19 protein-coding genes are annotated in these 23,925 nt (G+C 69.8%); 17 read left to right on the forward strand and 2 right to left on the reverse strand.

Going from position 1 to position 23,925, the window contains the following annotated elements:
• Nucleotides 1-611: 611 nt before the first annotated feature.
• The 4 genes from OG329_RS00355 to OG329_RS00370 all read left to right on the forward strand — a co-directional run bounded on the left by OG329_RS00355 (nt 612) and on the right by OG329_RS00370 (nt 6,557).
• On the forward strand, nt 612-2,219 hold the full coding sequence (locus OG329_RS00355; RefSeq protein ID WP_405791600.1) for an MFS transporter: 1,608 nt from the start codon (nt 612-614) through the stop codon (nt 2,217-2,219).
• A gap of 9 nt (nt 2,220-2,228) precedes the next feature.
• Entirely contained in the window at nt 2,229-3,182 is a 954-nt protein-coding gene (locus OG329_RS00360; RefSeq protein WP_405791602.1) for an NADP-dependent oxidoreductase, read from the forward strand.
• 192 nt (nt 3,183-3,374) lie between these two features.
• On the forward strand, nt 3,375-5,006 hold the full coding sequence (locus OG329_RS00365; RefSeq protein ID WP_405791604.1) for a thiamine pyrophosphate-dependent enzyme: 1,632 nt from the start codon (nt 3,375-3,377) through the stop codon (nt 5,004-5,006).
• Between the two features lie 93 nt (nt 5,007-5,099).
• A complete protein-coding gene (locus OG329_RS00370) occupies nt 5,100-6,557 on the forward strand; it encodes a benzaldehyde dehydrogenase (protein WP_405791606.1) in 1,458 nt (485 codons plus the stop codon).
• Nucleotides 6,558-6,598: 41 nt separating this feature from the next.
• Here the strand turns inward: OG329_RS00370 and OG329_RS00375 are convergent, their stop codons facing one another.
• On the reverse strand, nt 6,599-7,387 hold the full coding sequence (locus tag OG329_RS00375; RefSeq protein ID WP_405791608.1) for an SDR family NAD(P)-dependent oxidoreductase: 789 nt from the start codon (nt 7,385-7,387) through the stop codon (nt 6,599-6,601).
• 299 nt (nt 7,388-7,686) lie between these two features.
• Here OG329_RS00375 and OG329_RS00380 point away from each other — a divergent pair, with 299 nt between their 5' ends.
• The 8 genes from OG329_RS00380 (at nt 7,687) to OG329_RS00415 (ending at nt 16,825) form a co-directional block, all read left to right on the forward strand.
• Nucleotides 7,687-8,496 (forward strand): FadR/GntR family transcriptional regulator, encoded by an 810-nt coding sequence (locus OG329_RS00380; protein ID WP_405791609.1) that lies wholly within the window; start codon nt 7,687-7,689, stop codon nt 8,494-8,496.
• Nucleotides 8,497-9,087: 591 nt separating this feature from the next.
• Complete coding sequence (locus tag OG329_RS00385; RefSeq protein WP_405791611.1) at nt 9,088-9,936, forward strand: hypothetical protein; 849 nt, start codon at nt 9,088-9,090, stop codon at nt 9,934-9,936.
• A 165-nt stretch (nt 9,937-10,101) separates the two neighbouring features.
• On the forward strand, nt 10,102-11,061 hold the full coding sequence (locus OG329_RS00390) for a fumarylacetoacetate hydrolase family protein (protein WP_405791613.1): 960 nt from the start codon (nt 10,102-10,104) through the stop codon (nt 11,059-11,061).
• A 124-nt stretch (nt 11,062-11,185) separates the two neighbouring features.
• A complete protein-coding gene (locus OG329_RS00395; RefSeq protein WP_405791615.1) occupies nt 11,186-11,617 on the forward strand; it encodes a heme-binding protein in 432 nt (143 codons plus the stop codon).
• Between the two features lie 731 nt (nt 11,618-12,348).
• Complete coding sequence (locus tag OG329_RS00400; RefSeq protein WP_405791616.1) at nt 12,349-13,362, forward strand: ABC transporter substrate-binding protein; 1,014 nt, start codon at nt 12,349-12,351, stop codon at nt 13,360-13,362.
• A gap of 79 nt (nt 13,363-13,441) precedes the next feature.
• Nucleotides 13,442-14,218, forward strand: a complete 777-nt coding sequence (locus OG329_RS00405) for an ABC transporter ATP-binding protein (protein ID WP_405791618.1) — start codon at nt 13,442-13,444, stop codon at nt 14,216-14,218.
• Between the two features lie 19 nt (nt 14,219-14,237).
• Nucleotides 14,238-15,086 (forward strand): ABC transporter permease, encoded by an 849-nt coding sequence (locus OG329_RS00410; RefSeq protein ID WP_405791620.1) that lies wholly within the window; start codon nt 14,238-14,240, stop codon nt 15,084-15,086.
• Between the two features lie 233 nt (nt 15,087-15,319).
• A complete protein-coding gene (locus OG329_RS00415) occupies nt 15,320-16,825 on the forward strand; it encodes a DHA2 family efflux MFS transporter permease subunit (RefSeq protein WP_405791622.1) in 1,506 nt (501 codons plus the stop codon).
• On the opposite strand, the gene OG329_RS00420 is transcribed toward OG329_RS00415, so the two are convergent.
• Nucleotides 16,817-17,581 (reverse strand): IclR family transcriptional regulator, encoded by a 765-nt coding sequence (locus OG329_RS00420; protein WP_405791623.1) that lies wholly within the window; start codon nt 17,579-17,581, stop codon nt 16,817-16,819. The genes OG329_RS00415 and OG329_RS00420 overlap by 9 nt on opposite strands.
• A gap of 863 nt (nt 17,582-18,444) precedes the next feature.
• Between OG329_RS00420 and OG329_RS00425 the strand changes: the two genes are divergently transcribed.
• The 5 genes from OG329_RS00425 to OG329_RS00445 all read left to right on the forward strand — a co-directional run bounded on the left by OG329_RS00425 (nt 18,445) and on the right by OG329_RS00445 (nt 23,902).
• Entirely contained in the window at nt 18,445-19,932 is a 1,488-nt protein-coding gene (locus OG329_RS00425; RefSeq protein WP_405791625.1) for an MFS transporter, read from the forward strand.
• A gap of 97 nt (nt 19,933-20,029) precedes the next feature.
• On the forward strand, nt 20,030-20,797 hold the full coding sequence (locus tag OG329_RS00430; RefSeq protein WP_405791627.1) for a CoA transferase subunit A: 768 nt from the start codon (nt 20,030-20,032) through the stop codon (nt 20,795-20,797).
• Complete coding sequence (locus OG329_RS00435; protein WP_405791628.1) at nt 20,797-21,435, forward strand: CoA transferase subunit B; 639 nt, start codon at nt 20,797-20,799, stop codon at nt 21,433-21,435. Before OG329_RS00430 ends, OG329_RS00435 begins: the two co-directional genes overlap by 1 nt.
• A 5-nt stretch (nt 21,436-21,440) precedes the next feature.
• Nucleotides 21,441-22,631, forward strand: coding sequence for a thiolase family protein (locus OG329_RS00440; RefSeq protein WP_405791630.1), 1,191 nt, complete (start codon nt 21,441-21,443; stop codon nt 22,629-22,631).
• Between the two features lie 89 nt (nt 22,632-22,720).
• On the forward strand, nt 22,721-23,902 hold the full coding sequence (locus OG329_RS00445; RefSeq protein ID WP_405791632.1) for a 4-hydroxybenzoate 3-monooxygenase: 1,182 nt from the start codon (nt 22,721-22,723) through the stop codon (nt 23,900-23,902).
• The last annotated feature ends 23 nt before the right edge of the window (nt 23,903-23,925 follow it).

Genomic DNA, 23,925 nt, shown 5'->3' on the forward strand with positions numbered 1-23,925 from the left:
ACTCCGGCACGGAGCCTGGCGCGAACGGGGGCCATTCTGCTGCCGGCAGGCAGTAGCGGGTCGATTCGCCGCCGGTGCCGTCCCGGCGCCGCACGGGGCTGCGCAGCGCCGGATCCGCGATCATTTGACTGAGCTTTGACTGAGCAGCGTGCGCATCTGCGTCACGGCTTCCGGATGCGGGCGTGACATCCACCGCCACACCTCCGGATCGAGTTCGCAGGCGACCCGCCTCGTCAAGACGACGACAGCGTCGCGCTTCGGATGATCCAGGGCACCAGCCATTCCGGGCCAGGCCAGGCGGCGCCGATCCGTCCGCCCGCAACGTAGCCCCCTCCACCTGCGGCGTACCGCGCCCCTGCTGGATGAGAACCTGCCCAAAGCTTGCAAGACTCCTTGACGCCTACCTACTAGGAAGCTAGCTTCCTTTTCCATGACGTAGGCCACTCGGACAAGCCCGTGGCGGCACGGAAGCGCCGGTCAGCGTCAGTGTCCCGCCGTGCGGACGTACGGCGGCACATCCATTCGTAAAACCCTCGGAACGCGGTACCAAAATGTCTGGCTGACAGCCGTACGAGTCGAGCCAAGGGGAAAGCCGAAAGGAAAGAAAGCCGATGGCGACGACGGCATCAGCAAAGATCGGATCCGCTCAACCCGACCCCGCACGATGGCGGGCTCTGTCCATCGGTCTCGTCGGTGCGTTCATGGTCATGTTCGACACGAGCATGATGAACGCGATCCTCCCGACGATGCAGACCGCTCTGCATATGTCGCCGACCCAAGTGACCTGGGCCACCGCCGGGTTCTCGCTGGCCGGGGCGGTGACCCTCGTTCCCGCCGGGCGGCTGGGCGACGACTTCGGCCGGCGGCGGATGTTCGTCATCGGGATGACCCTCTTCCTGCTGGCCTCCCTGTCCTGCGCGCTGGCGCCGACCGGTGGCTGGCTGGTCGGTTCCCGATTCGCCATGGGCATGGCCGGCAGTATCGTCATCCCGCAGGTCATCGGGCTGATGCAGCAGCTCTTCGTCGGCAAGGGGCGGAGCAAGGCGTTCGGTGTGTACGCCGCGATCGTGGCCATGTCCACCGCGTGGGGTCCGCTGATCGCGGGGCAGACCGTCGACGGCCTCGGTCACGAGAGCGGCTGGCGCTATGTCTTCTTCATGGGCATGCCGATCAGCCTGTTCTCCCTCGCCCTCGGGTACCGGCGGCTGCCGCAGACCCCCCACAAGGGCGCGGGCAGGAGCACGGTCGACTTCGGTGGCATGGCGCTGCTGGGTCTGGCGCTGTTCGCGATCGTGCTGCCGCTCGCCGAGAACGGCGACGAAGGCGTGACTCCCCAGTGGTGGCTGCTGGGCGTCGGAGCCGTACTGCTGACCGCCTTCGTGCTGTGGGAGCGGTCGCTGGACCGGCGGGGTGAGCACCCGATGATCAAGCCCCGGCTGCTCGTCCTGCCCAGCTTCTCCTTCTCCTTCGCCACCTGTCTGTTCTTCTACGCGGCGTTCCCCCCGATCTTCATCCTGCTCCAGATCTATTTCCAGGCGGGGCTGCACTACTCCGCGCTTCAGTCCTCGCTCGGCACCCTGCTCTTCCCGATCGGTTCGATGTCCGGAGCGCTGATCAGCGGGCGTCTGGTGCCCCGCTACGGCCGCCGGATGGTCGTGGCCGGGTGTCTGATGATGACGGCCGGGCTCGCCGCCACTTCCCTGCTGTCCTTGAACTGGAGCGGCGGCCACATCGCCGTCGTCCTGGCCCCCGGGCTGCTCGTCTGCGGTCTCGGCGCGGGCTTCGTCATCTCCTCCAACCAGAGCCTGGGCCTGTTCGACATCCCCCGGACCGACGCGAGTACGGCCGGCGGGACCTATCAGGTCGGCGTCAAGATCGGTTCCGCCATCGGCATTCCGATCGCGACCTCGGTCTTCTTCTCCGAACTCGCCGCCAACCACGGGAACTTCGCGGACGCCGTCGCCGCAGGCCTGGCGATTCCCGCCTGTATGGCGTTCGTCGCCGCACTGGTCGCCACGGTGGGACTGGTGCGGACCAAGCAGTGGGGAACTCGCGAGGAGTCGGAGGAGGACACCGACCGCGAGCCCCCTCAAGAGGCATCTCAAGAGGCATCTCTGGACGCACCGCACGAAGCACCGCACCAGGCAGCGTCCAGCGGCGGTACGCCGGCCGTATCGCTCCCCGCGTCAGCCGCAATCCACCCTCGAATCAAGGATTGAGAGCACACCATGAGCATGCGTGCCTATCAGTTGGAAGGTTTCGACTCCGCCCCCCGGATCGTGGACGTCCCCCGGCCCACCCCCGGTACGGGCGAGGTCCTGGTCCAGGTGCGTACGTCCTCGGTCAACCCCCTCGACGCCAACATCGCCGCCGGGCGCGCCAGGCGCTACAAGGAGTACGTCTTCCCGGCGATCCTCGGTAGCGACTTCTGCGGTGTCGTGGCGGAGACCGGGCCGGGCGTCACCGAACTGTCCGTCGGGGACCGGGTGTTCGGCCTCGTACACGGCAACACCGTGCACACCGGCTCCTTCGCCGAGTTCCTGGCCGTCCCCCAGGACCAGCTCACCGTCGTACCGGCCGCGGTCGACGATCTGACGGCTGGGGCGCTCGGCCTCGCCGGAGTGACCGCCGCCGCCTGCCTCGACGCGGTACGGGTCGGGGACGGGGACACGCTGCTCGTCGTCGGGGGAAGCGGTGGGGTGGGCAGCTTCGCGACGCGGTTCGCCGCGGCTCAGGGTGTCCGGGTCATCGCGACGGCCCGGCCCGGCCACGAGGAGAACCACGTCCTCAGGCTGGGCGCCGCCGAGACCGTCGACTGGTCCGCCCAGGACGTCGCGCTGACGGTGCGCGGGAAGCACCCGGACGGGGTGACGGCCGTGATCGATCTGATCGACCGGGATCCCGCCGCGTTCACCCCGCTCGTCGTGGGGACGCTGGCCCCGGGCGGCCGGGCCGCGTCGACTCTGCGTGCGGCCGATTCCCAGGCGCTGGGGGGCATCCCGGCCGTGAATGTACGCCCGAAGGTCGACCCGAAGGTCCTGCGCCGGCTCGCCGAGCTGGCGGAACACAGCCTGCGGGACTCCCCGGTGACGGCCGTCTACGACTTCGACCGGATCGGCGAGGCTTTCGCGGCACTCGCCGCCGGGTCGGTGGGCAAGCTCGCCCTGCGCATCAGCACGTGAGCGCCGGTCCCATGCCGTCAGCCGGTCCGGTGCCGTCAGCCGATCGGATGCCGTCAGTCGATCCGCCGGCGTATCCAGCGGCATACCCACCGGCACATCCGCGTGCGTCTCCGCCGGCACATCCGCGAAGTAGCGCCGCCCGAAGGGGGAAGGGGACATCGGTCGAAACGGCGGCTCCTTCCCATCCCTCCCATGAGAAAGCGTGCTCTGATGCCGACTGTCCGTGATGCCTCGTTCGATGTGCTGCGCCTGCATGGGCTGACCACCATGTTCGCCAACCCCGGCTCGACCGAGGTGTCGTTCCTGTCCGACCTCCCCGACGACCTGGACTTCGTCCTCGCCCTGCATGAAGGGTCGGTCGTCGGGGCGGCCACGGGCTGGGCCATCGCGCGCGACGAGCCGGCGCTCGTCCTGCTGCACACCACGGCCGGCCTGGGCAACGCCGTGGGCGCGCTCGCCACGGCGCGGGCCAACCGGGTCCCGCTGGTGGTTCTCGTCGGTCAGCAGGACCGTCGCCATCTCGCCCAGGAGCCGTTCCTCACCGGCCGTCTCGAAGGGCTGGCCGGTGACTACCCGGTGAGTGTGCAGACCCCGGCGCGGGCTCAGGACGTGCCGGGTGCGATCGGCCGGGCCGTGCACGCCGCCCGCACCTGGCGCGGTCCCGCACTGGTGATCGTCCCGATGAACGACTGGGCGGAGCCCGCCGAAGAACTGCCCGTGCCCGCGCCCGCCGTCCTGCGCCACGCGGCGACCTCCGACCCGGCGGCCGTCGCCGAGGTCGCCGGGCTGCTCGCGCGGGCCGAGGCCCCGGCCCTCGTCGTCGGTGCGGGCACCGACAGTGCGGAGGCGTGGGCGGCGCTGACCGCGCTCGCCGAACGTCTGAACTGCCCCGTGTGGCAGGACCCGTTCGGCTCGCGGGCCGGATTCCCGCAGGATCACCGCCTGTTCGCGGGTCATCTCCCCGCCGACCGCGCACGGCTGCGCGAGGCCCTGGCGCCGAACGATCTGGTGCTTGCCGTCGGCGCGCCCTTCCTGCGCCAGTACCCGTACGGGCAGGGGCCGTTGACCGAACCCGGTACCCGGGTCGCCGTGGTCACCGACGACCCGGCCGAGGCCCACCGCGCGCCGGCCGACCTGGCGGTCGTCACCCCGCTGCCCGACTTCTGCGACCGGCTCGCGCGACGCGTGCCGCCCCGTGAGTCCGGCGAGCCCCGGTCCGTACGGCCTTCGGCCCCGGCCCGGCTCCGGCCCACGCCGCCCGGTCCCGGACAACCGCTGCGCGCCGCACACGTCCTGGCCGCGCTGGCGAGCAGCCTGCCCGCCGAGACCGTGATCGTGGAGGAGACCCCGTCCTCCCGCCCGGACCTGCACGCGCTGCTGCCCGCCCGCCGGCCGCTGGGGTTCCTCAGCGCCGCCATGGGCGGCCTCGGCTTCGCCATGCCGGCCGCGGTCGGCCTGCGGATGGGGCAGCCCCGGCGTCCGGTCGTGGCGGTCGTCGGCGACGGCTCCTCCCTCTACCAGGCACAGTCGTTGTGGACCGCCGCGCACTACGGCGTCGGTGTCGTCTTCGTCGTCCTGGCCAACGGGCGCTACGCGATCATGGACCAACTCGCCGAGCAGCACGGTGGCAAGGCACCGTGGCCCGCCTTCGAGGAGGTGAGCGTGAGCGGTCTGGCGGAGTCGCTGGGATGCCCCGCCCGAAGGATCACCAGCTACTCGGAACTGCTCGCCGCCCTCGACGACATCGTGCCCACTCTCGGCTCCCGCGCCGAGCCCCTTGTCCTCGACGTGACTGTGGCGCCGGACCTCAAGCCCCACGCCTGACCGCCGCCCCTGTCACCGGCTGCCCCTTCACCACCCGCTCCTCACCACCCGCCCTCCGTCCTCTGCTCACCCTCTACAGAAAGAGCTCACGCCATGACGCTTCTCGACCCCACGATCTGGTCCGGCAAAGTCAACATCGGCGGCTGGACATCCGCCACGGGCGGCACCCACGCCGTCATGGAGCCCGCGACGGGCGACACGCTGGAGCACATAGGCCGCGCGGACGCGGACGACGTGGCCCGCGCCACGCTGCGGGCCGCGGCGGCCCAGTCGGCCTGGGCGCGGGCCCCGTACACCGAGCGCGCCGCCGTTCTGCGCCGCGCCGGGGACCTGTTCACCGAGAAGGCCGAGGAGATCCAGGACTGGCTGATCCACGAGGCGGGGAGCATCCAGGGAAAGGCCGCCTTCGAGACGGCGACGGCCGCCCAGGAGTGCTACGAGGCGGCGGCGCTGGTCTCCCGGCCGGTCGGCGACGTACTCCAGACCGCCGAGCCGCGCCTGAGCATGGTGCGGCGGGTGCCCGCCGGGGTGGTCGGCGTGATCGCCCCCTTCAACGTGCCCCTGATCCTGGCCATCCGCTCCGTCGCCCCGGCCCTGGCGCTGGGCAACGCGGTGGTACTCAAGCCGGACGTGCGTACGGCGGTCGGCGGCGGCGTGTCGATCATGCGGGTGTTCGAGGAGGCGGGACTTCCCGAGGGCGTGCTGTGCCTGACGCCCGGTGACGCGGAGGCGGGCGCGGCGCTCGTCGCCGATCCGCGGGTGCGGGTCATCTCCTTCACCGGCTCCACCGCGGCCGGCCGGAAGGTCGGCGCTTCCGCCGCGCAGCATCTGAAGCGCGCCCATCTGGAACTGGGCGGCAACTCGGCGCTGATCGTGCTGCCCGACGCGGATCTGGAGCGTGCCGCGTCCATCGCGGCCTGGGGTTCGTTCTTCCACCAGGGTCAGGTGTGCATGTCCACCGGGCGGCACCTCGTCCATGAGTCGATAGCCGCCGAATACACCGAACGGCTCGTCGAGAAGGCCGAGCACCTGCCGGTCGGCGATCCCGCCAAGGCGCAGGTCGCGCTCGGCCCCATCATCGACGCGGGCCAGCGCGACAAGATCCACCACCTGGTGCGGGCGAGTGTCGAGGGCGGTGCCACGCTGGCCGCCGGCGGCACGTACGAAGACCTCTTCTACCGCCCCACGGTCCTGACCGGTGTCACCGACTCCTCTCCGGCGTACACGGAGGAGGTCTTCGGACCGGTGGCACCCGTCCGTACCTTCGGACACGTGGACGAGGCCGTCGCCTTGGCGACGGCCGGAGACTACGGGCTGTCGCTGGGCATCCTCACCGGCGACGCCATGCGGGGCCTTCAGCTCGCCGAGCGCATTCCCACCGGGCTGGTCCATATCAACGACCAGACCGTCAACGACGAGGCTGTCGCGCCCTTCGGGGGTGTCGCGGCCTCCGGCACCGGCTCGCGGTTCGGTGGTGTCTCCAACATCGAGGCGTTCACCGAGACGCGGTGGATCACGGCGCGGGCGGAGGCGGCGACGTACCCCTTCTGAGCCGAGCGGAAGCCGAACGGAAGCCAACCGGAGCCGAACGGTCAGCGTTCCTGCTCGCTGGGGCGCATGAGCACTTCGCTCATGGCTACGTGGCGGGGACGGGTGACGACGTATCCGACGGTGTCGGCGACATCCTCGGGCCGCAGCCGCTCGAACCGCCCGGCCTCGGGGGCGTGTTGACGCTGGACCTCGGGGGTGCGGTGGCGCTGGACCTCGGGGGTGCGGTGGCGGAACAGCTCAGTGGCCACCGCACCCGGCTCCAGCACACACACGCGTACGTGGCGGCCGGCGACCTCCTGGCGCAGTGACTCGCTGAAGGCGTTCACCGCATGCTTGGTGGCGCTGTAGACACCGGCGCCTTTACGGGCCGTACGGCCGGACACCGAGCTGACGTTGACCAGGTCGGCGACGCGGCGCGGGCCGTCGTCGGCGGCTCGCAGCAGATGCGGCAGTGCGGCGTGCACGCAGTAGAACTGGCCCAGCACATTGAGCCGTACCATCTGCTCCCACTCCTCGACCGGTCCGTCCACGATGGGGCCGAGCCGGGCGACGCCCGCGTTGTTGACGAGGATGTCGAGCCGCCCCCAGTTCGCGACGGCGCGTTCCACCGCGTCCCGTGCCTGTGCCTCGTCCGTCACATCGGCGTCGAGGGCCAGCGCGTCCCCGCCCGCCGTCCGGATGTCCTCGGCCAGCACCTTGAGCCGGTCGGCCCGGCGGGCGACCACGGCGACCGCCGCGCCTCGTGCGGCCAGCTCACGCGCGGTCGCCTCGCCTATGCCGCTCGACGCGCCGGTCACCAGGGCGACGGTTCCGTACAGAACTCCAGTCACGGGAACACTCCTTGATCCGCAATCACCTTCAGATGCGCTCACATTTACATTCACACTCACCAAGCTACCTGGAAGCTTAGCGTTCTGGCGTCTCGGCTGTATACGGCGCGGAGGCGAGCGTGAGCGGCGCGAAAGCCGCCGGGGGGCGAGCGCGTGACGATGGCCGGAAATGGGACCCGGAGAAGGCCCGGAGAAGGCGAAGAGAGACCGTCGAGTCACCCTGCGGAGGTAAGCATCCTGTTAGCCTTGACATCAAGCTACCAGGAGGATCAGGGCCTCGAGAGGCAGAGTTGATGACCATGAACGAACAGCCCGGCAAGATCTACCGGAAAAGGGTCGCGGACCAGATCCTGGAAGACCTCCGGGGACAGATTCTCAGCGGCGCCCTCCCGCACGGCGCGAAGCTGCCCTCCGAGCGTGAACTGGCCGCGCGGTACGGCGTCAGCGGCCCGACCATCCGTGAGGCTATCCGGGTACTGACGGCGATGGGACTGGTCTCCTCCAGGAACGGCAGCGGCAGCACCGTGACGGCGCAGAGCGACACTCTCATCGCCGTATCCATCGCGGCGGTCGTGCAGTTCGGCAACATGAACGCCCGTGACGTCTTCGGACTTCTCGCCGTCCTCAACACGTACGCGGTCCGGTTGGCCGCGGAACGGGCCACCGACGAGGAGATCGCACTGCTGCGGCAGGCCGCCGAGGGCACGGCGGCTCTCGACAACAACGTCGACGACCAGGCGGCGGCCGCGCTCAAGCACTACTTCCACACACTGGCCGGACTCTCCCACCATCCGCTGCTGATCTCGCTGTGCGGGTTCATCACCCAGGTCCAGATCGGGCTCGCCGTCCAGATGTCGGGCGGCAAACTCGAACGGGTCGCCGGGACCCTCTACGGGGCCCGGATGGACATCGTGGAAGCACTGGAGAGGCGCGACGCGGACCGCGCGGTGGAGTTGGTCCAGGAATACCACCAGCGCGTGGTCGACCGCATCGGGAAAGCGCGGCGCGGGAAGGAGATGACCTCCTCCGACCCGGGGTTCTCCCAACTGATGGCGTCGCTGCTGGACAGCAGTTCGACCATCGGCGGCGGCGAGCCGGCGAACAAGTGAGCCGCCGGGCGGCGGCCCCGGTCCCCCGCGGCAGGTAGCCGGCCGCGAGGCGGGAGGGACCGCCGCCCGTCCCCGCCCCCGTCCCCGGCCACGTACGCCTCACGCAACGACACTCCCGCACGACGACACCCCACGTGCGCCTCACACACCAACACCTCACGCGATGACACACGACGTCGTCCCGCCATCCATCTGTCGACCTTGACGCGCGCCGTCGCCCCCCGCGGGGCGGCGGCCTTTGTCGTACGCGCTCGGCCGTCCGCCGACAGGGTCCGGATCAGGCCCCGCAGGGCGCCAAGCCGTCTTGAGCGCGCCGCTCCACACCCTGCGCAGTCCGCGCGAATCCGGACTTCCGTGTACCCGGACTACTCAAAACCTCGCCACCTACCTTGACACCAACCTACCAAGAAGGTTGTGTGGTTAATCGACACACGGATGTCATCGGCGGGACGCACCACAAACAGGACGCGTCAGGAGAACACCACGCCGGTCGACCCCGGACAGCCATCACGCCCCGGTGCGACAGCAGGCTCGCCAGTCAGCTCGCTCGCCGGCCGCACACGGGCGAACACCGGACAACGGAGGACAGCGATGAAGATCGCTCCGTACGACGAGAACGCGTTCAAGATGGACCACCCCAGGGGGACCGTCTCCTTCAACTACCTGCTGATGGGCGACCGGAGCAAGCCGCTCGAGAACTACCGCTACATCCTGGGCCGCCAGGAGGCGGACTTCCTGATGCCGCGGCACTGCCACACCTTCGAGCAGATCCGGCTGCCGCTGATCGGCGACATGAACCTGGGCGACCAGGGGATCCTGCGCGAGGGCGAGGTCGGCTACTTCCCCGAGGGCCAGACCTACGGGCCGCAGGACGACCCGATCACCGACCCGAAGCAGTTGCAGCTCGTGCTCCAGTTCGGCGGCGCCTCCGCGCTCGGCATGGGAGCCGGCCGCGGCCGGGGCCCGGACAACAAGGAGGCGCAGGCGGAGCGGCGTGAGCGCCGGGAGGTCAAGTTCCCGCGGCCCCGCTACAACGGCGTGGTCATCAGCAACCCGGTCCACTTCAACTGGGTGCCGGTGGCCGGGGCGACCGGCGTCGAGCGCAAGCACATCGGCACGTACACCGAGCGCGGGTTCTGGATCGAGTACCTCAAGGTCGAGGCCGGTGCCGAGTGGGTCGCCACCAGCGAGGACGCCCGCCTGCTGACGGTGGTCCTGTCGGGTGCCGGCACGGTCGAGGGCACGGAGGTCGGCAGTCTCGGCGCCGTCGAGGTCGACCCCGGGGAGAAGGCGCGCTACGTCGCGAGCGAGGAGCTGATCCTCTTCACCGTCGGTCTGCCCCCGATCTTCGAGCCGGCTGTGCCCTCGGACCAGTTCGACATCATCACGGCCGATGGCGGGATCAGGTTCGAGAACCCCAAGGACGACGACAACAAGTAGCCGGCGGGGCGTACGCGGCCGGCTCCCCCCGGCAGGCGGCGGCTCGGGCCACCCAGTGTTCCCGGGCCGCGCCCGCGTCCCGCCCCCAGGCTCTCGGCGGCTCCCCGCCCCACGCCCCACTCTCGTCCGATCCATCCACACTCACGGAAAGCACCCCTATCCCCCGTGAAAATCGCCTCTCGGCGGACGCCCTTCGGCGACCGGCTCTGTTTCCCCGAAGTCGTCCCCCGTCAACTCATCGACATCCAGGCCGCCTTCGTACGCCGGTCGCAGACCGAGGGCGTCCACCGGGACGACGCCCTGGCGCGGGCCCGGCGCGCCCTGTCCGGCGATCTGCCCGCACTCCTCCAGGCTGACCCGGAACTCACGGCGGTACGCCGGGTGTTCGACTGGGCCGTCGACCACGCGGGCACCGGTGACCTGGACGAGGACTGTCTCTGGTCCGACGAGCCCGGACGGCTCGGCCCGCCGATCGGCCGGCCCCGGACCATCTGGTGCATGCTGGCCAACTTTCCGCGCGAGCGGCCCGGAGCCGTAGGAGCCGTGACGTCCGATACGGCTCCGCAGCGGACCGTACGCGGTCCCCAGGGCTGTCTGAAGGCGATCAGCGCGCTGGCGGGGCCGCACGACGACCTTCGGTATCCGGCCATCAGCGAGAAGGTCGACCCGGAGATGGAACTGGCCGTCGTCATCGGCCCCCGCTCACGCCATCTCACTCCCGAGACGGCCATGGGGGCGGTGGCGGGCTACGTCGGCTTCTGCGACATCGGTTCGCGGGACGTCTCCGAGCGGGACAACAACCGCATGGACCGCGGCAAGGGCTTCGACACCTACGGGATCACCGGCCCCTGGTTCGTCACCGCCGACGAGATCGCCGACCCGCACCGACTGAGCATCCGCTCCTGGGTCAACGGCGAGCTGCGGCAGGACGGCAGCACCGCCGAGATGTTCCACTCCATACCCGACCAACTGGTCTGGCTCACCGAGGCCCTCACCCTCGCGCCCGGCGACGTGCTCTCGACCGGGACGCCGCTGGGGCACCCCCTCGTACGGCCGGGCGACGTGGTCCGTGGCGAGATCGAGGGGCTTGGCACCGTCGAGAACAGAGTCGTCCTCGACAAGTGAGCGGCCGCAGGCCGGCCGTGTCCCGGCCCGCGGGCCGGGAACGTGCCGGCCCGCCCCGCACCGGCCCACCCGCGCAAACACCCGCACAAACACCCGCGAACATGATGAACAAGGAGCAACAGCCATGACAGGACTGACCCTTGACCAGGCGTCCGAGATCGTCGACGCCGCGCTGGGCCACGCACGCGAGCTGGGGCTGCGGCCGCTGGCGATCACCGTGCTCGACCCCGGCGGCAACCCGAAGGTCGTCAAGCGCGAGGACGGTGCGGGCATCCTGCGTCCGCAGATCGCCCACGCCAAGGCATGGGGCTGCCTCGGCACCGGGTCGGGCGGCGCCGCCGGAGCGCGGCACGCCACCCGCGATCCCGCCTTCTTCGCCGCCCTGGCCGCGATCTCCGAAGGCCGGGTCGCCTCCTCCCGGGGCGGGGTCCTGATCCGGGACAAGGACGGCGAACTGCTCGGCTCCGTGGGCGTCAGCGGTGAGCGGCCGGAGAACGACGAGATCGTCGCGGTCTTCGGCGTGGAGAAGGCCGGCCTGGTGGCCGACGCGGGCTGAGTACGGCCCCAAGGGTGGCCGGGACACTGGTGGGTTGATCCCGGCCACCCCCACCGACGGGGCGGCCACCCCCGAGCCGCCTCCGCCGTGGGGGCGCGCCCCACGCCCCCACGGCATCCGCACCCGCCGTACGGCGACGTATACGTCGTCGGCCCGTCGTACGCGGACCTCGCCGTACGCGGACATGGGGTCACGCCCGCGTCACGCCCACGTTCCCAACGGCGAATCCCGTCCCGCCGTTTCGCTCCGGACAACTCCACAAGGCCACGCCCCGACCGCCCGTACCGGCGGCCGGGTACTTCGGCATGACCTGGTGCCTCTCGCGTCCCGTCCTCGCTGTGCCGCTGCGTGTACAGCCGTCGCGACCACGGCCTTTCGGCAGGGTCGAAATCTTTTACCCGCTTCTTGTCGGGCCCACAGAGCGCCACTAGCTTCGACGACCAGCACCTTCAGACACAGGGCCCGGGGACGATTCCCCGGGTGGTCCGACTGATTTCATTCGCGACCGCGGAATTCACACCAGTTATCTGTTCGGCGGTCCATGGACGCTCATCACTCCGGCGGGCGCCGGCACAAGCACCAGGATCGCGGGCCGCCCCGTATCGGACGCAAGGCAGTCGGCGGGATCCGGGCTCCACGGTCCGGACGCCGCCGGTATCCAGAAATGTCGTGAGATAGGACCTGGAATGTATCGAAGCAACGGCGCTTCAGTCAGAAGTCCTGCCCGGACCATGAAACGGCGAGTGGGCGCGGTTGTCGCGGTGCTCGCCCTGTCGGCGGCCGTGGGCTGTTCGGCGAACGGAGCCACACCGGGCGCCGGTGACACGCTCACCATATCCGTCTCGGTCGCCGCGCCGGCGAACGCCCCGATCTTCCTCGCCGACGAGCTGGGCTACTTCGAGGACGAGGGCCTGGACGTCAAGGTCCAGACCGTCGCGAACGCGAGCATGCAGCTCGCCACCGGCAAGATCCAGTACGGCGCGGTCAACACCTCCACCGTGATCCAGGCCGTCGCGCAGAAGATCGGGCTCCAGCAGATCTGTGTGACGCAGGTCGATCCCTCGTACATGCTCGCGGTCAGCGACACGGCGTGGGACCGCAACAACCTGACCGAATCCATGTCGCTCAAGGAGCAGTTGGCCGCTCTCGAGGGCGAGAACATCACCGCGATCGGTGGCCGCACCGTCAACCCGGGGGCCAAGCTGCTGGAGAGTCTGCTGGAGAAGGAAGGTCTTGAGCCGGACTCGATCGGCGTCATCTCCCAGGCGTCCAGCGCCGCTTCGACGGCCGCGTTCCAGAACGGCCAGGTGGGCCTGGTCTTCCAGCCGCAGCCGATTCCCGACCAGGTGCTCTCCGTGTCACCGGGCCGGATCATCTACGACACCGGCAGCTCCCCGCTGTTCGCCGAGCTGAACGGGACCGCCTGGTCGGGAATCGGTACGTCGAAGTCGTACGCCGCCGACCATCCGGACATCAGCGAGAAGGTCTGCGACGCCATCGGCCGGGCCAACAACTATCTGGACACCAAGCCCGAGGACGCGGCGAAAACCCTGCACAAGGACATGAGCGCGTTCGCCGTGGACGTCCTCGCGAAGAGCATGGGCAGCTACAAGTGGGCCAAGGACGCGTCGATGAGCGAGGAGAAGTTCGCCGAGAGCATCAAGGTGCTCACCAACCTCGGGATGTTCGACGCGCCGTCCGCCGAGGTGGTCGAGGCGGCCTACACGGCGGAGTACCAGCCGTGACCGCGTGGACGCAGCCCGCGGACCGTGAGTTGACGCCGAGAAAGGGACGAGGCACAGGATGTTGAAACACGATCTGGGTGTGGATCAGCCGGCGGTGGTCCTACAGGATCTCTCCCACCGCTTCGTAACTCCCAGCGGCGCGATGATGGACGTCCTTCAGGACGTGTCCGTGACCGTCCGGGAGAAGGAGTTCTTCACGGTCGTGGGGCCCAGCGGATGCGGCAAGAGCACCCTGCTGAACATCGCGTCCGGTCTGCTCCAGCCCAAAGCGGGGACGGTGAAGCGCCTCAAAGGCGATCGCGAGCTGGAGAAGCTGGAGATCGGGTACATCACCCAGGACTCCAACCTCTTCCCGTGGTGCACGGTGATCGAGAACGTCATGATGCCGCTGGAGATCCGCAAACTTCCCAAGCGTGAGCGGGTGGAGCGGGCCAGGGACTGGATCAAGATCGTCGGTCTGGAAGGCTTCGAGAACCACTATCCGCGCCAACTGTCCGGCGGAATGCAGAAGCGCTGTGCCATCGCGCGCACCATGGTCTACGAGCCCGAGGTGCTGCTCATGGACGAACCCTTCGGCGCGCTCGACGCGATCACGAAGGTCACGATGCAGAAGACCATTCTGGATCTGTGGCAGCAGCGGCAGACGTCGGTCATGTTCATCACCCATGACCTGACGGAGGCGATCGCCCTGTCGGACCGGGTCGCGGTCATGACGGGTCGGCCCGGACGGATCCGGCGGACGGTGGACATTCCCCTCGAACGGCCTCGGGACGTCTACAACATCACCGACCTGAAGAACTTCCGGGAGCTGCGCCACGAGCTGTGGGACCTGCTCGAGACGGACTTGGAATCCTGATGAGGAGAGGACGAAAGTGATGAGCGGCGGAGCGGGTGCCGAGGGCGGCGGCCAGGAACAACTCACCATGCGCAGGGGCCGGGTGGTCCGGCAGAAGTCCCGGGGGCGGCAGCGCGGACGAGGAGGCGCGCTGATCGCCTTGGGGCAGTTCGGCGTCGTATTCCTGATCCTTGCGCTGTGGCAGCTTCTCAGCGGGCGGGTGATCGACTACTTCCTCATCAGCAACCCCATCGATGTGCTGGGCAGGCTGGTCGATGTCGTGGACGACAGCGCGATGCACCGCAACATCACGGCGACCGGGCAGGAGTTGGTGCTGGGGTGGGCGCTGGGCGCGTCCACCGGCGCCGTGATGGGGTGGGCGCTCGGCGCGGTGCGGATCGTCGGCGAGATCATGGAGCCGATCCTCAACGCGATCAACGGGATCCCGAAGGTCGCCCTGGCTCCGATGTTCCTGCTCTGGTTCGGTCTTGGCATCGGATCGAAGATCGCGATCGCCGGAATGATCGTGTTCTTCCTCGTCTTCTTCAACGTCTACTCGGGCATGCGGACCGTGCCGCAACCGCTGTGCGAGGTGGCGCGGGCCATGGGCGCGTCGCGCATGTTCGTCGTGCGCAAGGTGGTTCTGCCGTCGGTCAGTGTCCCGCTGTTCGCCGGTCTCAAGGCCGGTGTGTCGTTCGCGATGATCGGCGTCATCGCCGCCGAGTTCATCTCGGCGGACGTGGGTCTCGGCTACTACTCGATGACCTCGACGCAGCAGTTCGACCCGTCCGGGCTGTTCGCCGCGCTGGTGATCATCGTGGCGATGGTTGTCGCCGGGACCGCGATCATCGGGGTGTTCGAGCAGCGGGCGCTGAAGTGGCAGCGGTGAGGCGGGGCGTGAGCGGCGAGGTGACCTCGAAGCCCGAGCCCGCGCCCCCGCGTGTGGGTGCGCGCGCAGACGCGGGGCCGTCCGGCCGTTCAGCATGACGACGCGGCCGGGCCGACGCCGAGGCGTCGGCCCGGCCGGACATCGGTCACCGGGTCGAAGGAGTGCGGGTACATGTCCGACGAACTGTCCCGGTGGGGCGCCGGCGCCGCGAACGGCCGGCAGGGGGACGCGGGATGAGCCCGCGCGGTCTCTCCGTGAAGCACACGACGGCCGTCAGTGTCGTCTACGTCGCCGCCATCTTCCTCAGCACGATGGACACGACGATCGTCAACGTCGCCCTGCCGACCATCGGCCGCGCGTTCTCGGTCGAGTCGACCTCCGTGGACGCCGTCTCGATCTCGTATCTGGTCAGTCTCGCGGTCTTCATTCCGGCGTCCGGCTGGCTCGGCGACAGGTTCGGCGGCAAACGGGTCCTGCTGGCGGCGGTGGCGGTGTTCACCCTCGCCTCGGCTCTGTGCGGGCTCGCGTCGGGACTCGGTGAACTCATCGCGTTCAGGCTGCTCCAGGGGGCGGGCGGCGGCATGCTCGTCCCGGTGGGGATGGCCCTGATGCTGCGCAGCTTCCCGCCCGGGGAGCGCGTACGGGCGCTGGCCGCGCTCACCATGGCGAACGCGATCGCGCCGACGATCGGTCCCTCGCTCGGCGGTCTGCTGGTGACGCGGCTGTCGTGGCGCTGGGTGTTCTTCGTCAACGTTCCTGTCGGGGTGGCCGCGTTCGTGTTCGGCGCGCTGTTCCTGCGGGGCACGGCCGTGCGGCGGCCGGGGTGTTTCGACCTCGTGGGGTTCCTGCTCTCGGCGTCCGGCCTGGGGCTGCTCATGTACGGGGTGTCGCAGGGCCCCGACCTCGGGTGGACCGCGCGCCCGGTACTGGCCGGGGTCGTCGCCGGAGCCGTACTGCTGAGTGTGCTGGTGTACGTCGAGTCGCGCTCCCGGGCGCCGCTCATCGACTTCCGGTTGTTCCGGGACCGACTGTTCCGCTCGGGCAGCGCTGTCATGACGCTCGAGTCGGTGGCGTTCCTCAGTGTGATCTACACGGTGTCGCTGTACTTCCAGGACGGCCTGGGGCTGGGGCCGTTGGCCACCGGACTGAGCATCCTGCCCCAGGCGTTGGGGGTGTTGACCGGTTCGCAGGTTGCCAGCCGGTCGCTGTACCGGCGTCTCGGTCCGCGCCGGCATCTCCTCGTCGGGGTGGTCGGGTCGAGCCTGTGCATGGCGCTTCTGGCGTGGGTGACCGTCGGGGGTCAACTGTGGTGCGCGTGGATCGCCCTGTTCGGCATGGGGTTCTCGGTCGGCCAGGTGTTCGTGGCGACCCAGGCGGCGTCGTTCGCGACGGTCTCCGCCGCCGCGTCGGGGGGTGCGGCGACGTTGTTCAACGCCGGGCGCCGGCTCGGCGGTGCCGTGGGCATCGCGGTGGCGACCACCGCGATCGTGCTCGTGGGCGTGGACACACCTGTGGTGGGAGAGCCGGCCGACGACGTCGGCGCCTACCGGGTCGGGTTCCTGGTCGCGGCGGCGATCAATCTGCTGGCCGTCCGCGCGGCGTGGGTGGTCCGGGACGCCGACGCGGCGAGTACGGTGCCGACGGCCCGGCCCCGCGACGGCCGGGACCGGCCACGCCGCAACTGGTCCCGCCGTGACCGATCACGCCGTGACCGATCACGTCGAGACCGATCACGGTGACTGGCGGGCGAGGTTCCGCGTGATCTCGTCCGCCGTGGCGGACAGGGTCGGCGCCAGCTCCGACAGCCTCCCCCGGTCCCACCGGGTACTGGGCCCGGCGACGGTGAGCGCCGCGATGGGGCGTCCGCTGCGGCCGTGAACCGGCACCCCGATCGCGTACACGTCGGTCAGGTGCTCGCCGAGGTTGAGCGCGTAACCGCACTCCCGCACCTGCTCCATCTCCCGCTCGAGCGCGGGCACATCGGCCAGCGTGTGGCGGGTCACCCGCCACAACTCGCCCGGATAGTACGTCCGGACGATCGAGCGCGGCATATGGGCCAGGAGCACCTTCCCGCCGGCGGTGGCGTAGGCCGGCAGGCGCGCTCCGGTGCGGGTGGCGACGCGCAGCGGCTGACGGCCCTGCACCCCGTCCACGAACAGGGCTTCCGCACCGTCGAGGACGACGAGGTTGACCGTCTCGTCGAGTTCGGCGCCGAGCCGGGCGAGGTGCGGGTGGCCGGCGGTCACCAGGTCCTGGTCCCCGCGGGTCTGCCGCCCCAGTTTCAGTGCGGCCGGGCCGAGCCGGTAGCGGCGCGAGTGGAGGTCCTGCTCGACAAAGTCGTGGAATCGCATGATGTTCAGCAGCCGGTGGGCCGTGGAGAGCGCGACACCCAGCTCCCGGCTCAGCTCGGCGACGCCCATCGACTCGTGGGCGGCCAGGACCAGGAGGGTGCGCAGCGACTTGCTCACCGCGTCGTTGGGTTCGCCCTTCTGCATACGGAGATCAGCGCCCCAATCCGTGCTCGTCCGCGCCCGCACAAGCGGTTCAACCGGTGTCGTCGCGGCGAATGATGGGCCAGGCTACCGGAGAAGCCGTTCCCAGGCTTCGACACTGTCGAAGTTATGTGGCGGTGCGGCCGACCCTTCGGGGCATGACACCCGTCCTGACGCCCTTCGGCCTCAGTTGAGTGCGGGAACTTTCCATCCTGTCGAAAAGTTTGCCATTCATATAGATACCAAGCTACCAGGAAGCTAGCATACGGCTACACCAGCGATTACCCCCTCCGGAAGCGGAAGCCATGATCGTGATCAAGTCACCCAGGCGGATGGTCAGGCCGCCGGTATTACCCGGGCGCGGAGATGTCCCGGCGGGCCGAGTAGCCCGATACGGCAGACCGCGGTTGCTCCGGAACACGTAAGCGAAGGGCCATCCCCGTCCGCTCTCGTTCCACCGCCCGCTCACGAGCGCGCTCGGCCCCCGGACAACCGCACCCGGCCCTGGCCGCCGTACCGTCGCGGTCAAGCGTGAACGATGACCGCGGCCCTGTACGCCGGCGGATCACACATCTGACCGCGCGCGGCCATCGGCCCCTCGTTGACAGCTACACATGTCTGGGCACGCCGCTCAAGAGCCGGCGCCCTTCCCCCGCGGCCCGCGCCGCCGAAAGCACCGGTCTCACGCCCGGCGCCGGCGCGAGGACCGCGCCAACACCCTTGATTTCCCCGCCTTCAAGCCGGTGCCGTCACCGGCCGTCCCACCCCGGTGCTGTTCCTCCCAGCACCTGCCTTCCTTCCGCATTCCCTCCAGTCGCTTCACGGACCCATCCGTGAACGACCTGACGCGAAAGAAGTTGATGGCAATGACGACATCAGCTCAGGAAACCTCCACTGAGCCCGAGCCCGAACTCGACCCCCGGCGCTGGATAGCGTTCATGGTCTGTCTCGCGGCGGGTTTCATGGTGCTACTTGACGGTAGCATGATCAACGTCGCGCTGCCGTCGGTCGAGCGCAGCCTCGATCTCACCCCCAGCCAGGTCACCTGGACCCTGTCCGGTTACATCCTGGCGTTCGGTCTGACTCTGGTCACCGCCGGCCGGCTGGGCGACGACTACGGCCGGCGCAGGATGTTCCTCATCGCCCTCACCCTCTTCCTGATCAGCTCCGTATTCTGCGGCGCGTCCCAGAACGGCACCTGGCTGCTGATCTCCCGGATAGCGAGGGGAGCCACCGCCGGACTGCTCAATCCCCAGATCGTCGGCCTGATCCAGCAGATGTTCTCCGGCCGGGAGCGGGGCAAGGCGTTCGGCTTCTACGCCGCGACCGTCGGCATCTCGACCGCGGTCGGCCCGCTGATCGGCGGCGGCATCATGGAGCTGGCCGGTCCCTCGACCGGCTGGCGTTACGTGTTCTACGTGAGCGTGCCGCTCGGTCTCGCCACCCTGATTCTCGCCACCCGCCTCCTGCCCAAGCAGCATGTCGCCCGTGAGCGGGCCAGGCTCGACCTGGTCGGCGCGGCCCTGCTCGGTGTCGTCGTCGTCTCGATCATGCTGCCGGTGACACAGTCCGGAGAGGCGGAGACCAAGCCGAGCTGGTGGTTGCTCGGGGTCGGCATCGTGGCACTCGCGGGCTTCCTCGCCTGGGAGAGGCGGCTCGACCTGGCGGGCCGGCATCCTCTCGTACAGCTCAAGCTGCTCGGCGCGCGTACCTACTCGGCCGGCGCTCTGACCGGCTTCTGCTTCTTCGCCGCACAGCCGAGCATCTTCGTCCTCTGTCAGATCTACTTCCAGCGTGGTCTCGGCTACTCGCCGCTCCAGGCGTCCGTGGCGACCATGTCGTACGCCATCGGGTCCGCGATCGCGGCCATCATCGGTGGCCGGATAGTCCATCTGTTCGGCCGCTGGCTGATCGTCCTCGGGTGTCTGATGACCACGACCGGTATGGGCCTGACCGCGATGCTGGTCGGCTCCGGCACCGACGGCACCACCCTGCCGCTGGCCGCCACGCTGCTGCTGTCCGGGCTGGGGGCGGGGCTCGTCATCGCACCGAACCAGACGCTGGTGATGTCGGAGATTCCCCGGCACGAGGGCGGTACGGCCGCCGGTGTCTACCAGACCGGACTCAGGGTGGGCTCGTCCATCGGCGTTCCGCTCGCCATGACGCTGTACTTCAGCGGGCTCACGGAGAACCGTGGTGATGTTCCGGTGGCCGTGGGTCAGGGCATGACCGTCACCACGATGATCTTCGGGGTGGCTCTGGTGGTGTCGCTGGTCAGCGTGCTGCTGCTCGGCAGGCACAGCGCCGCCACCGCGCCGGCGGCCGACAAGGCACTCGCGGCACCGGCGCGGTAGCCGAGCGACAAAGGGCAAGGAGCGAGGAGTTCGACATGCGCGCACGCGTACGTGACGACAGTGAATCGAAGTTCACCAGGACGAACAGGGGTGGCGGATGGACAAGGTAGTCACGTCGGCCGCGGCGGCGGTGGCGGACATCGGGGACGGATCCCTGCTGGCCGTGGGCGGTTTCGGGCTCTGCGGAGTCCCCAACGCGCTGATCCGGGCCGTGCACGACGCCGGTCCGCGCGCGCTGCGTGTCGTTTCCAACAACTGCGGTGCCCAGGACTCGGGACTCGCGACCCTGCTGGCCTCGCACCGTATCGAACGGGTCACCGGGTCCTACGTCGGCGCGAACAAGGAGTTCGAACGCCAATACCTGGCGGGAGACATCGAGTTGGAGCTGATACCGCAGGGCACGCTGGCCGAGCGGCTGCGGGCGGGCGGCTGCGGCATTCCGGCCTTCTTCACGCCGGCGGGCGTCGGTACGCCGGTCGCGGACGGCGGGATGCCATGGCGGTACGCCCCTGACGGGAGCGTCGCGGTGGCATCTCCGCCCAAGGAGGTCCGTACGTTCGGCGGCCGGGAGTACGTCCTGGAGGAGGCGATCACCACCGACTTCGCCCTGGTCCGCGCCGCACGCGGCGACCGCCACGGGAATCTCGTGTTCAACAAGTCCGCACGGAACTTCAACCCGCTGGCCGCGATGGCGGGCCGGGTGACGATCGCCGAGGTCGAGGAGTTGGTCGAGCCGGGAGAACTGGACCCCGACGTGGTGCAGTTGCCCGGTGTCTTCGTACAGCGGGTGGTCGTCCTGACCCCCGCCCAGGCCGCGGACAAGGGAATCGAGAACCGCACCGTACGCCAGGAGGCGGCCAACTGATGCCCTGGACCGAGAGCGAGATGGCGGCGCGCGCCGCCGCCGAACTGCCCGACGGCGCCTACGTCAACCTCGGGATCGGGCTCCCGACCCTGATCCCCGACCATCTGCCGCCCGGTGTCGACGTCGTCATGGAGTCGGAGAACGGGATTCTGGGCGTCGGCCCCTACCCGGCCGACGACCAGGTGGATCCGGACCTGATCAACGCCGGAAAGGAGACGGTGACGGTCCGGCCCGGCGCGTCCTTCTTCGACTCGGCCCTGTCGTTCGGGATGATCCGCGGCGGTCATATCGATGTAGCCGTGCTGGGCGCGATGCAGGTCTCGGAACGCGGGGACCTGGCGAACTGGGCCGTCCCCGGAAAGATGATCAAGGGTGTCGGCGGTGCGATGGACCTCGTCCACGGCGCGCGGCGGGTCATCGTGCTGATGCGGCACACGACCCGCGACGGCGCTCCGAAGATCCTCACCGAGTGCGCCCTGCCGCTGACGGGGCGCCGTTGCGTCAACCGGATCGTCACCGATCTCGGCGTCCTGGACGTCACCGCCGGCGGCCTGGTTCTCGTCGAGACCGCGCCGGCCGTGACACCCGCCGCGATCAGGGCCGCGACCGGCGCGACGATCCATGAAGCGAAGGAGTGAGTGGTATGCCCTATCCCCGTGACATCTACCTCGTGGACGCGGTCCGCACTCCCGTGGGGAAGTACGGCGGCGCTCTGTCGGGTGTGCGTCCGGACGATCTGGCGGCCCATGTCGTACGGGAGTTGATCGCCCGGTCGCCCGGTCTGGATCCGGAGCGGATCGACGACGTGGTGTTCGGCAACGCCAACGGTGCCGGGGAGGAGAATCGCGACGTGGGCCGGATGGCCGCCCTGTTGGCGGGGCTGCCCACGTCGGTGCCGGGGGTGACGGTGAACCGGCTGTGCTCGTCGGGTCTGGAGGCCGTGATCCAGGCGGCGCGGGCGATCGCGGTCGGTGACGCGTCGGTCGTCGTCGCCGGTGGTGTGGAGTCGATGAGCCGCGCGCCGTGGGTCATGCCCAAGCCCGACCGGGCGTTCCCCGCCCGTGGGTCGGAGCTGCACTCCACCACCCTCGGCTGGCGGATGGTCAATCCCCGGATGGAGCCCCGGTGGACGATCCCGCTGGGTGAGAGCGCCGAGCTGATCGCCGACAAGCACGGCATCAGCCGGGAGCGGCAGGACGCGTTCGCGCTGGCGAGCCATGAGAAGGCGGCGCTGGCGTGGGAGGCCGGGCTGTTCGATGCCGAGAGCGTCCCCGTGGAGGGCACCGGGCTGAAGCGGGACGAGACGATCCGCGCGACGACGTCGCTCCAGGCGCTGGCCGCACTCAGGCCCTCGTTCCGCGAGGAGGGCGGGACCGTGACGGCGGGCAACTCCTCACCGCTCAACGACGGTGCGGCGGCGTTGCTGGTGACCGACGAGGCGGGCCTGGCGGCGACGGGCCGTGAACCTCTGGCGCGGGTGCGGGCATCGGCGGTGACGGCGATCGATCCGCGATACTTCGGGCTCGGCCCCGTACGGGCCGTACGGATCGCCCTGGAACGGGCCGGGCGTACGTTCGCGGACCTGCGGACGCTGGAGCTGAACGAGGCGTTCGCCGCCCAGGCACTGGGCTGCCTCGCCGAATGGCCCGAGCTGGACCCGGACACGGTCAACCCGCGTGGTGGCGCGATCGCCATCGGGCACCCCCTGGGCGCGTCGGGCGCCCGGATCACCGGGGCCGTCGCGCACCAGCTCGCCGCCGCCGGGACCGGTACCGGCGTGGCCGCGCTGTGCGTGGGCGTGGGTCAGGGGCTCGCGCTGGTCCTGGAGCGCTGATCCGGATGCCCGAGGTTCCCGAGGTCCCAGAGGTCCCAGAGGAGTAGTTCCGTGTCCGAGAGCCGCACACAAGAGAGAGATGAAGACTGATGCACACGCACACCACCGTCGCGATCGTCGGCGCCGGGCCCGCGGGTCTGCTGCTGGCCAGGCTGCTGCACCGGGCCGGGATCGACTGTGTCGTACTGGAAAGCCGTGACCGCGCCTACGTCGAGGCCCGCCAGCGCGCGGGAATCCTCGAACAGGGCACCGTGGACGTCCTGCGCGCGGCCGGTGCCGGGGAGCGGCTGGACCGGGAGGGGCTGCCGCACGACGGTGTCGAACTGCGCTGGGCGGGCCGCGGGCACCGTATCGACTTCCCCGCGCTGGCGAACGGCCGGCGCGTGTGGATCTACGCCCAGACCGAGATGGTCAAGGACCTCATCGCGCTTCAGCTCGCCGAGGGGCCGCCCCTGCTGTTCGAGGCCCCGGTGACAGCAGTCACCGGCCCCGACACCCAGCGGCCCACCGTCAGTTACGCCCACGAGGGGGCGGAGCGGACACTGACCTGTGACTACGTCGTCGGCTGCGACGGGTTCCACGGTGTGACCCGGCGCGCCGTCCCGGACGCGCTCACCACGACGTACGAGCGCGAATACCCCTATAGCTGGCTCGGCATCCTGGCTGATGTGCCGCCTCCCAGCGACGAGTTGATCTACGCACACTCCCCGCGCGGGTTCGCCCTCGCCAGCATGCGGTCCCGGTCGGTCAGCCGCCTCTACCTTCAGGTGCCCAACGGCACCGACCCGGCGCAATGGCCGGACGAACGCGTCTGGGACGAGCTGGAAGCCCGGCTGGACCTCGACGGCGGGCGCAAGCTCACACGAGGGCGGATCACCCAGAAGTCGGTGCTGCCGATGCGCAGTCACGTCACCGAGCCGATGAGCTACGGCCGGGTGTTCCTGGCCGGGGACTCCGCGCACATCGTTCCGCCCACCGGCGCCAAGGGTCTCAACACCGCCGTCGCCGATGTCGTCGTCCTCGCGCGGGCGTTCGACCAGCTCCACCGCACCGGCTCCGGCGAACTGCTCGACGCGTACTCCGAAACGTGCCTGCGCCGCGTCTGGCAGGCCGAGCAGTTCTCGTACTTCATGACCAGCACCCTGCACACCGACCCGGAGCAGAGCCCGTTCACGACCCGTCTACAGATCGCCCAGCTCGAACGCATCGCCTCCTCCCCGCACGCCGCCGCCGAACTCGCCGGGAGCTACGTCGGTCCACCCCTGCCCTGACCCCGTCCCCCTTACTCACCCAC

The sequence above is a fragment of the Streptomyces sp. NBC_01506 genome (assembly GCF_045040295.1).
Classification (GTDB): Bacteria; Actinomycetota; Actinomycetes; order Streptomycetales; family Streptomycetaceae; genus Streptomyces.

Coding starts and splice junctions, on each gene's coding strand:
- OG329_RS00355 (WP_405791600.1), top strand. CDS start 612: ATGGCGACGACGGCATCAGCAAAGATCGGATCCGCTCAACCCGACCCC.
- OG329_RS00360 (WP_405791602.1), top strand. CDS start 2,229: ATGAGCATGCGTGCCTATCAGTTGGAAGGTTTCGACTCCGCCCCCCGG.
- OG329_RS00365 (WP_405791604.1), top strand. CDS start 3,375: ATGAGAAAGCGTGCTCTGATGCCGACTGTCCGTGATGCCTCGTTCGAT.
- OG329_RS00370 (WP_405791606.1), top strand. CDS start 5,100: ATGACGCTTCTCGACCCCACGATCTGGTCCGGCAAAGTCAACATCGGC.
- OG329_RS00380 (WP_405791609.1), top strand. CDS start 7,687: ATGAACGAACAGCCCGGCAAGATCTACCGGAAAAGGGTCGCGGACCAG.
- OG329_RS00385 (WP_405791611.1), top strand. CDS start 9,088: ATGAAGATCGCTCCGTACGACGAGAACGCGTTCAAGATGGACCACCCC.
- OG329_RS00395 (WP_405791615.1), top strand. CDS start 11,186: ATGACAGGACTGACCCTTGACCAGGCGTCCGAGATCGTCGACGCCGCG.
- OG329_RS00400 (WP_405791616.1), top strand. CDS start 12,349: ATGAAACGGCGAGTGGGCGCGGTTGTCGCGGTGCTCGCCCTGTCGGCG.
- OG329_RS00410 (WP_405791620.1), top strand. CDS start 14,238: ATGAGCGGCGGAGCGGGTGCCGAGGGCGGCGGCCAGGAACAACTCACC.
- OG329_RS00415 (WP_405791622.1), top strand. CDS start 15,320: ATGAGCCCGCGCGGTCTCTCCGTGAAGCACACGACGGCCGTCAGTGTC.
- OG329_RS00420 (WP_405791623.1), bottom strand. CDS start 17,581: ATGCAGAAGGGCGAACCCAACGACGCGGTGAGCAAGTCGCTGCGCACC.
- OG329_RS00425 (WP_405791625.1), top strand. CDS start 18,445: ATGACGACATCAGCTCAGGAAACCTCCACTGAGCCCGAGCCCGAACTC.
- OG329_RS00430 (WP_405791627.1), top strand. CDS start 20,030: ATGGACAAGGTAGTCACGTCGGCCGCGGCGGCGGTGGCGGACATCGGG.
- OG329_RS00435 (WP_405791628.1), top strand. CDS start 20,797: ATGCCCTGGACCGAGAGCGAGATGGCGGCGCGCGCCGCCGCCGAACTG.
- OG329_RS00440 (WP_405791630.1), top strand. CDS start 21,441: ATGCCCTATCCCCGTGACATCTACCTCGTGGACGCGGTCCGCACTCCC.
- OG329_RS00445 (WP_405791632.1), top strand. CDS start 22,721: ATGCACACGCACACCACCGTCGCGATCGTCGGCGCCGGGCCCGCGGGT.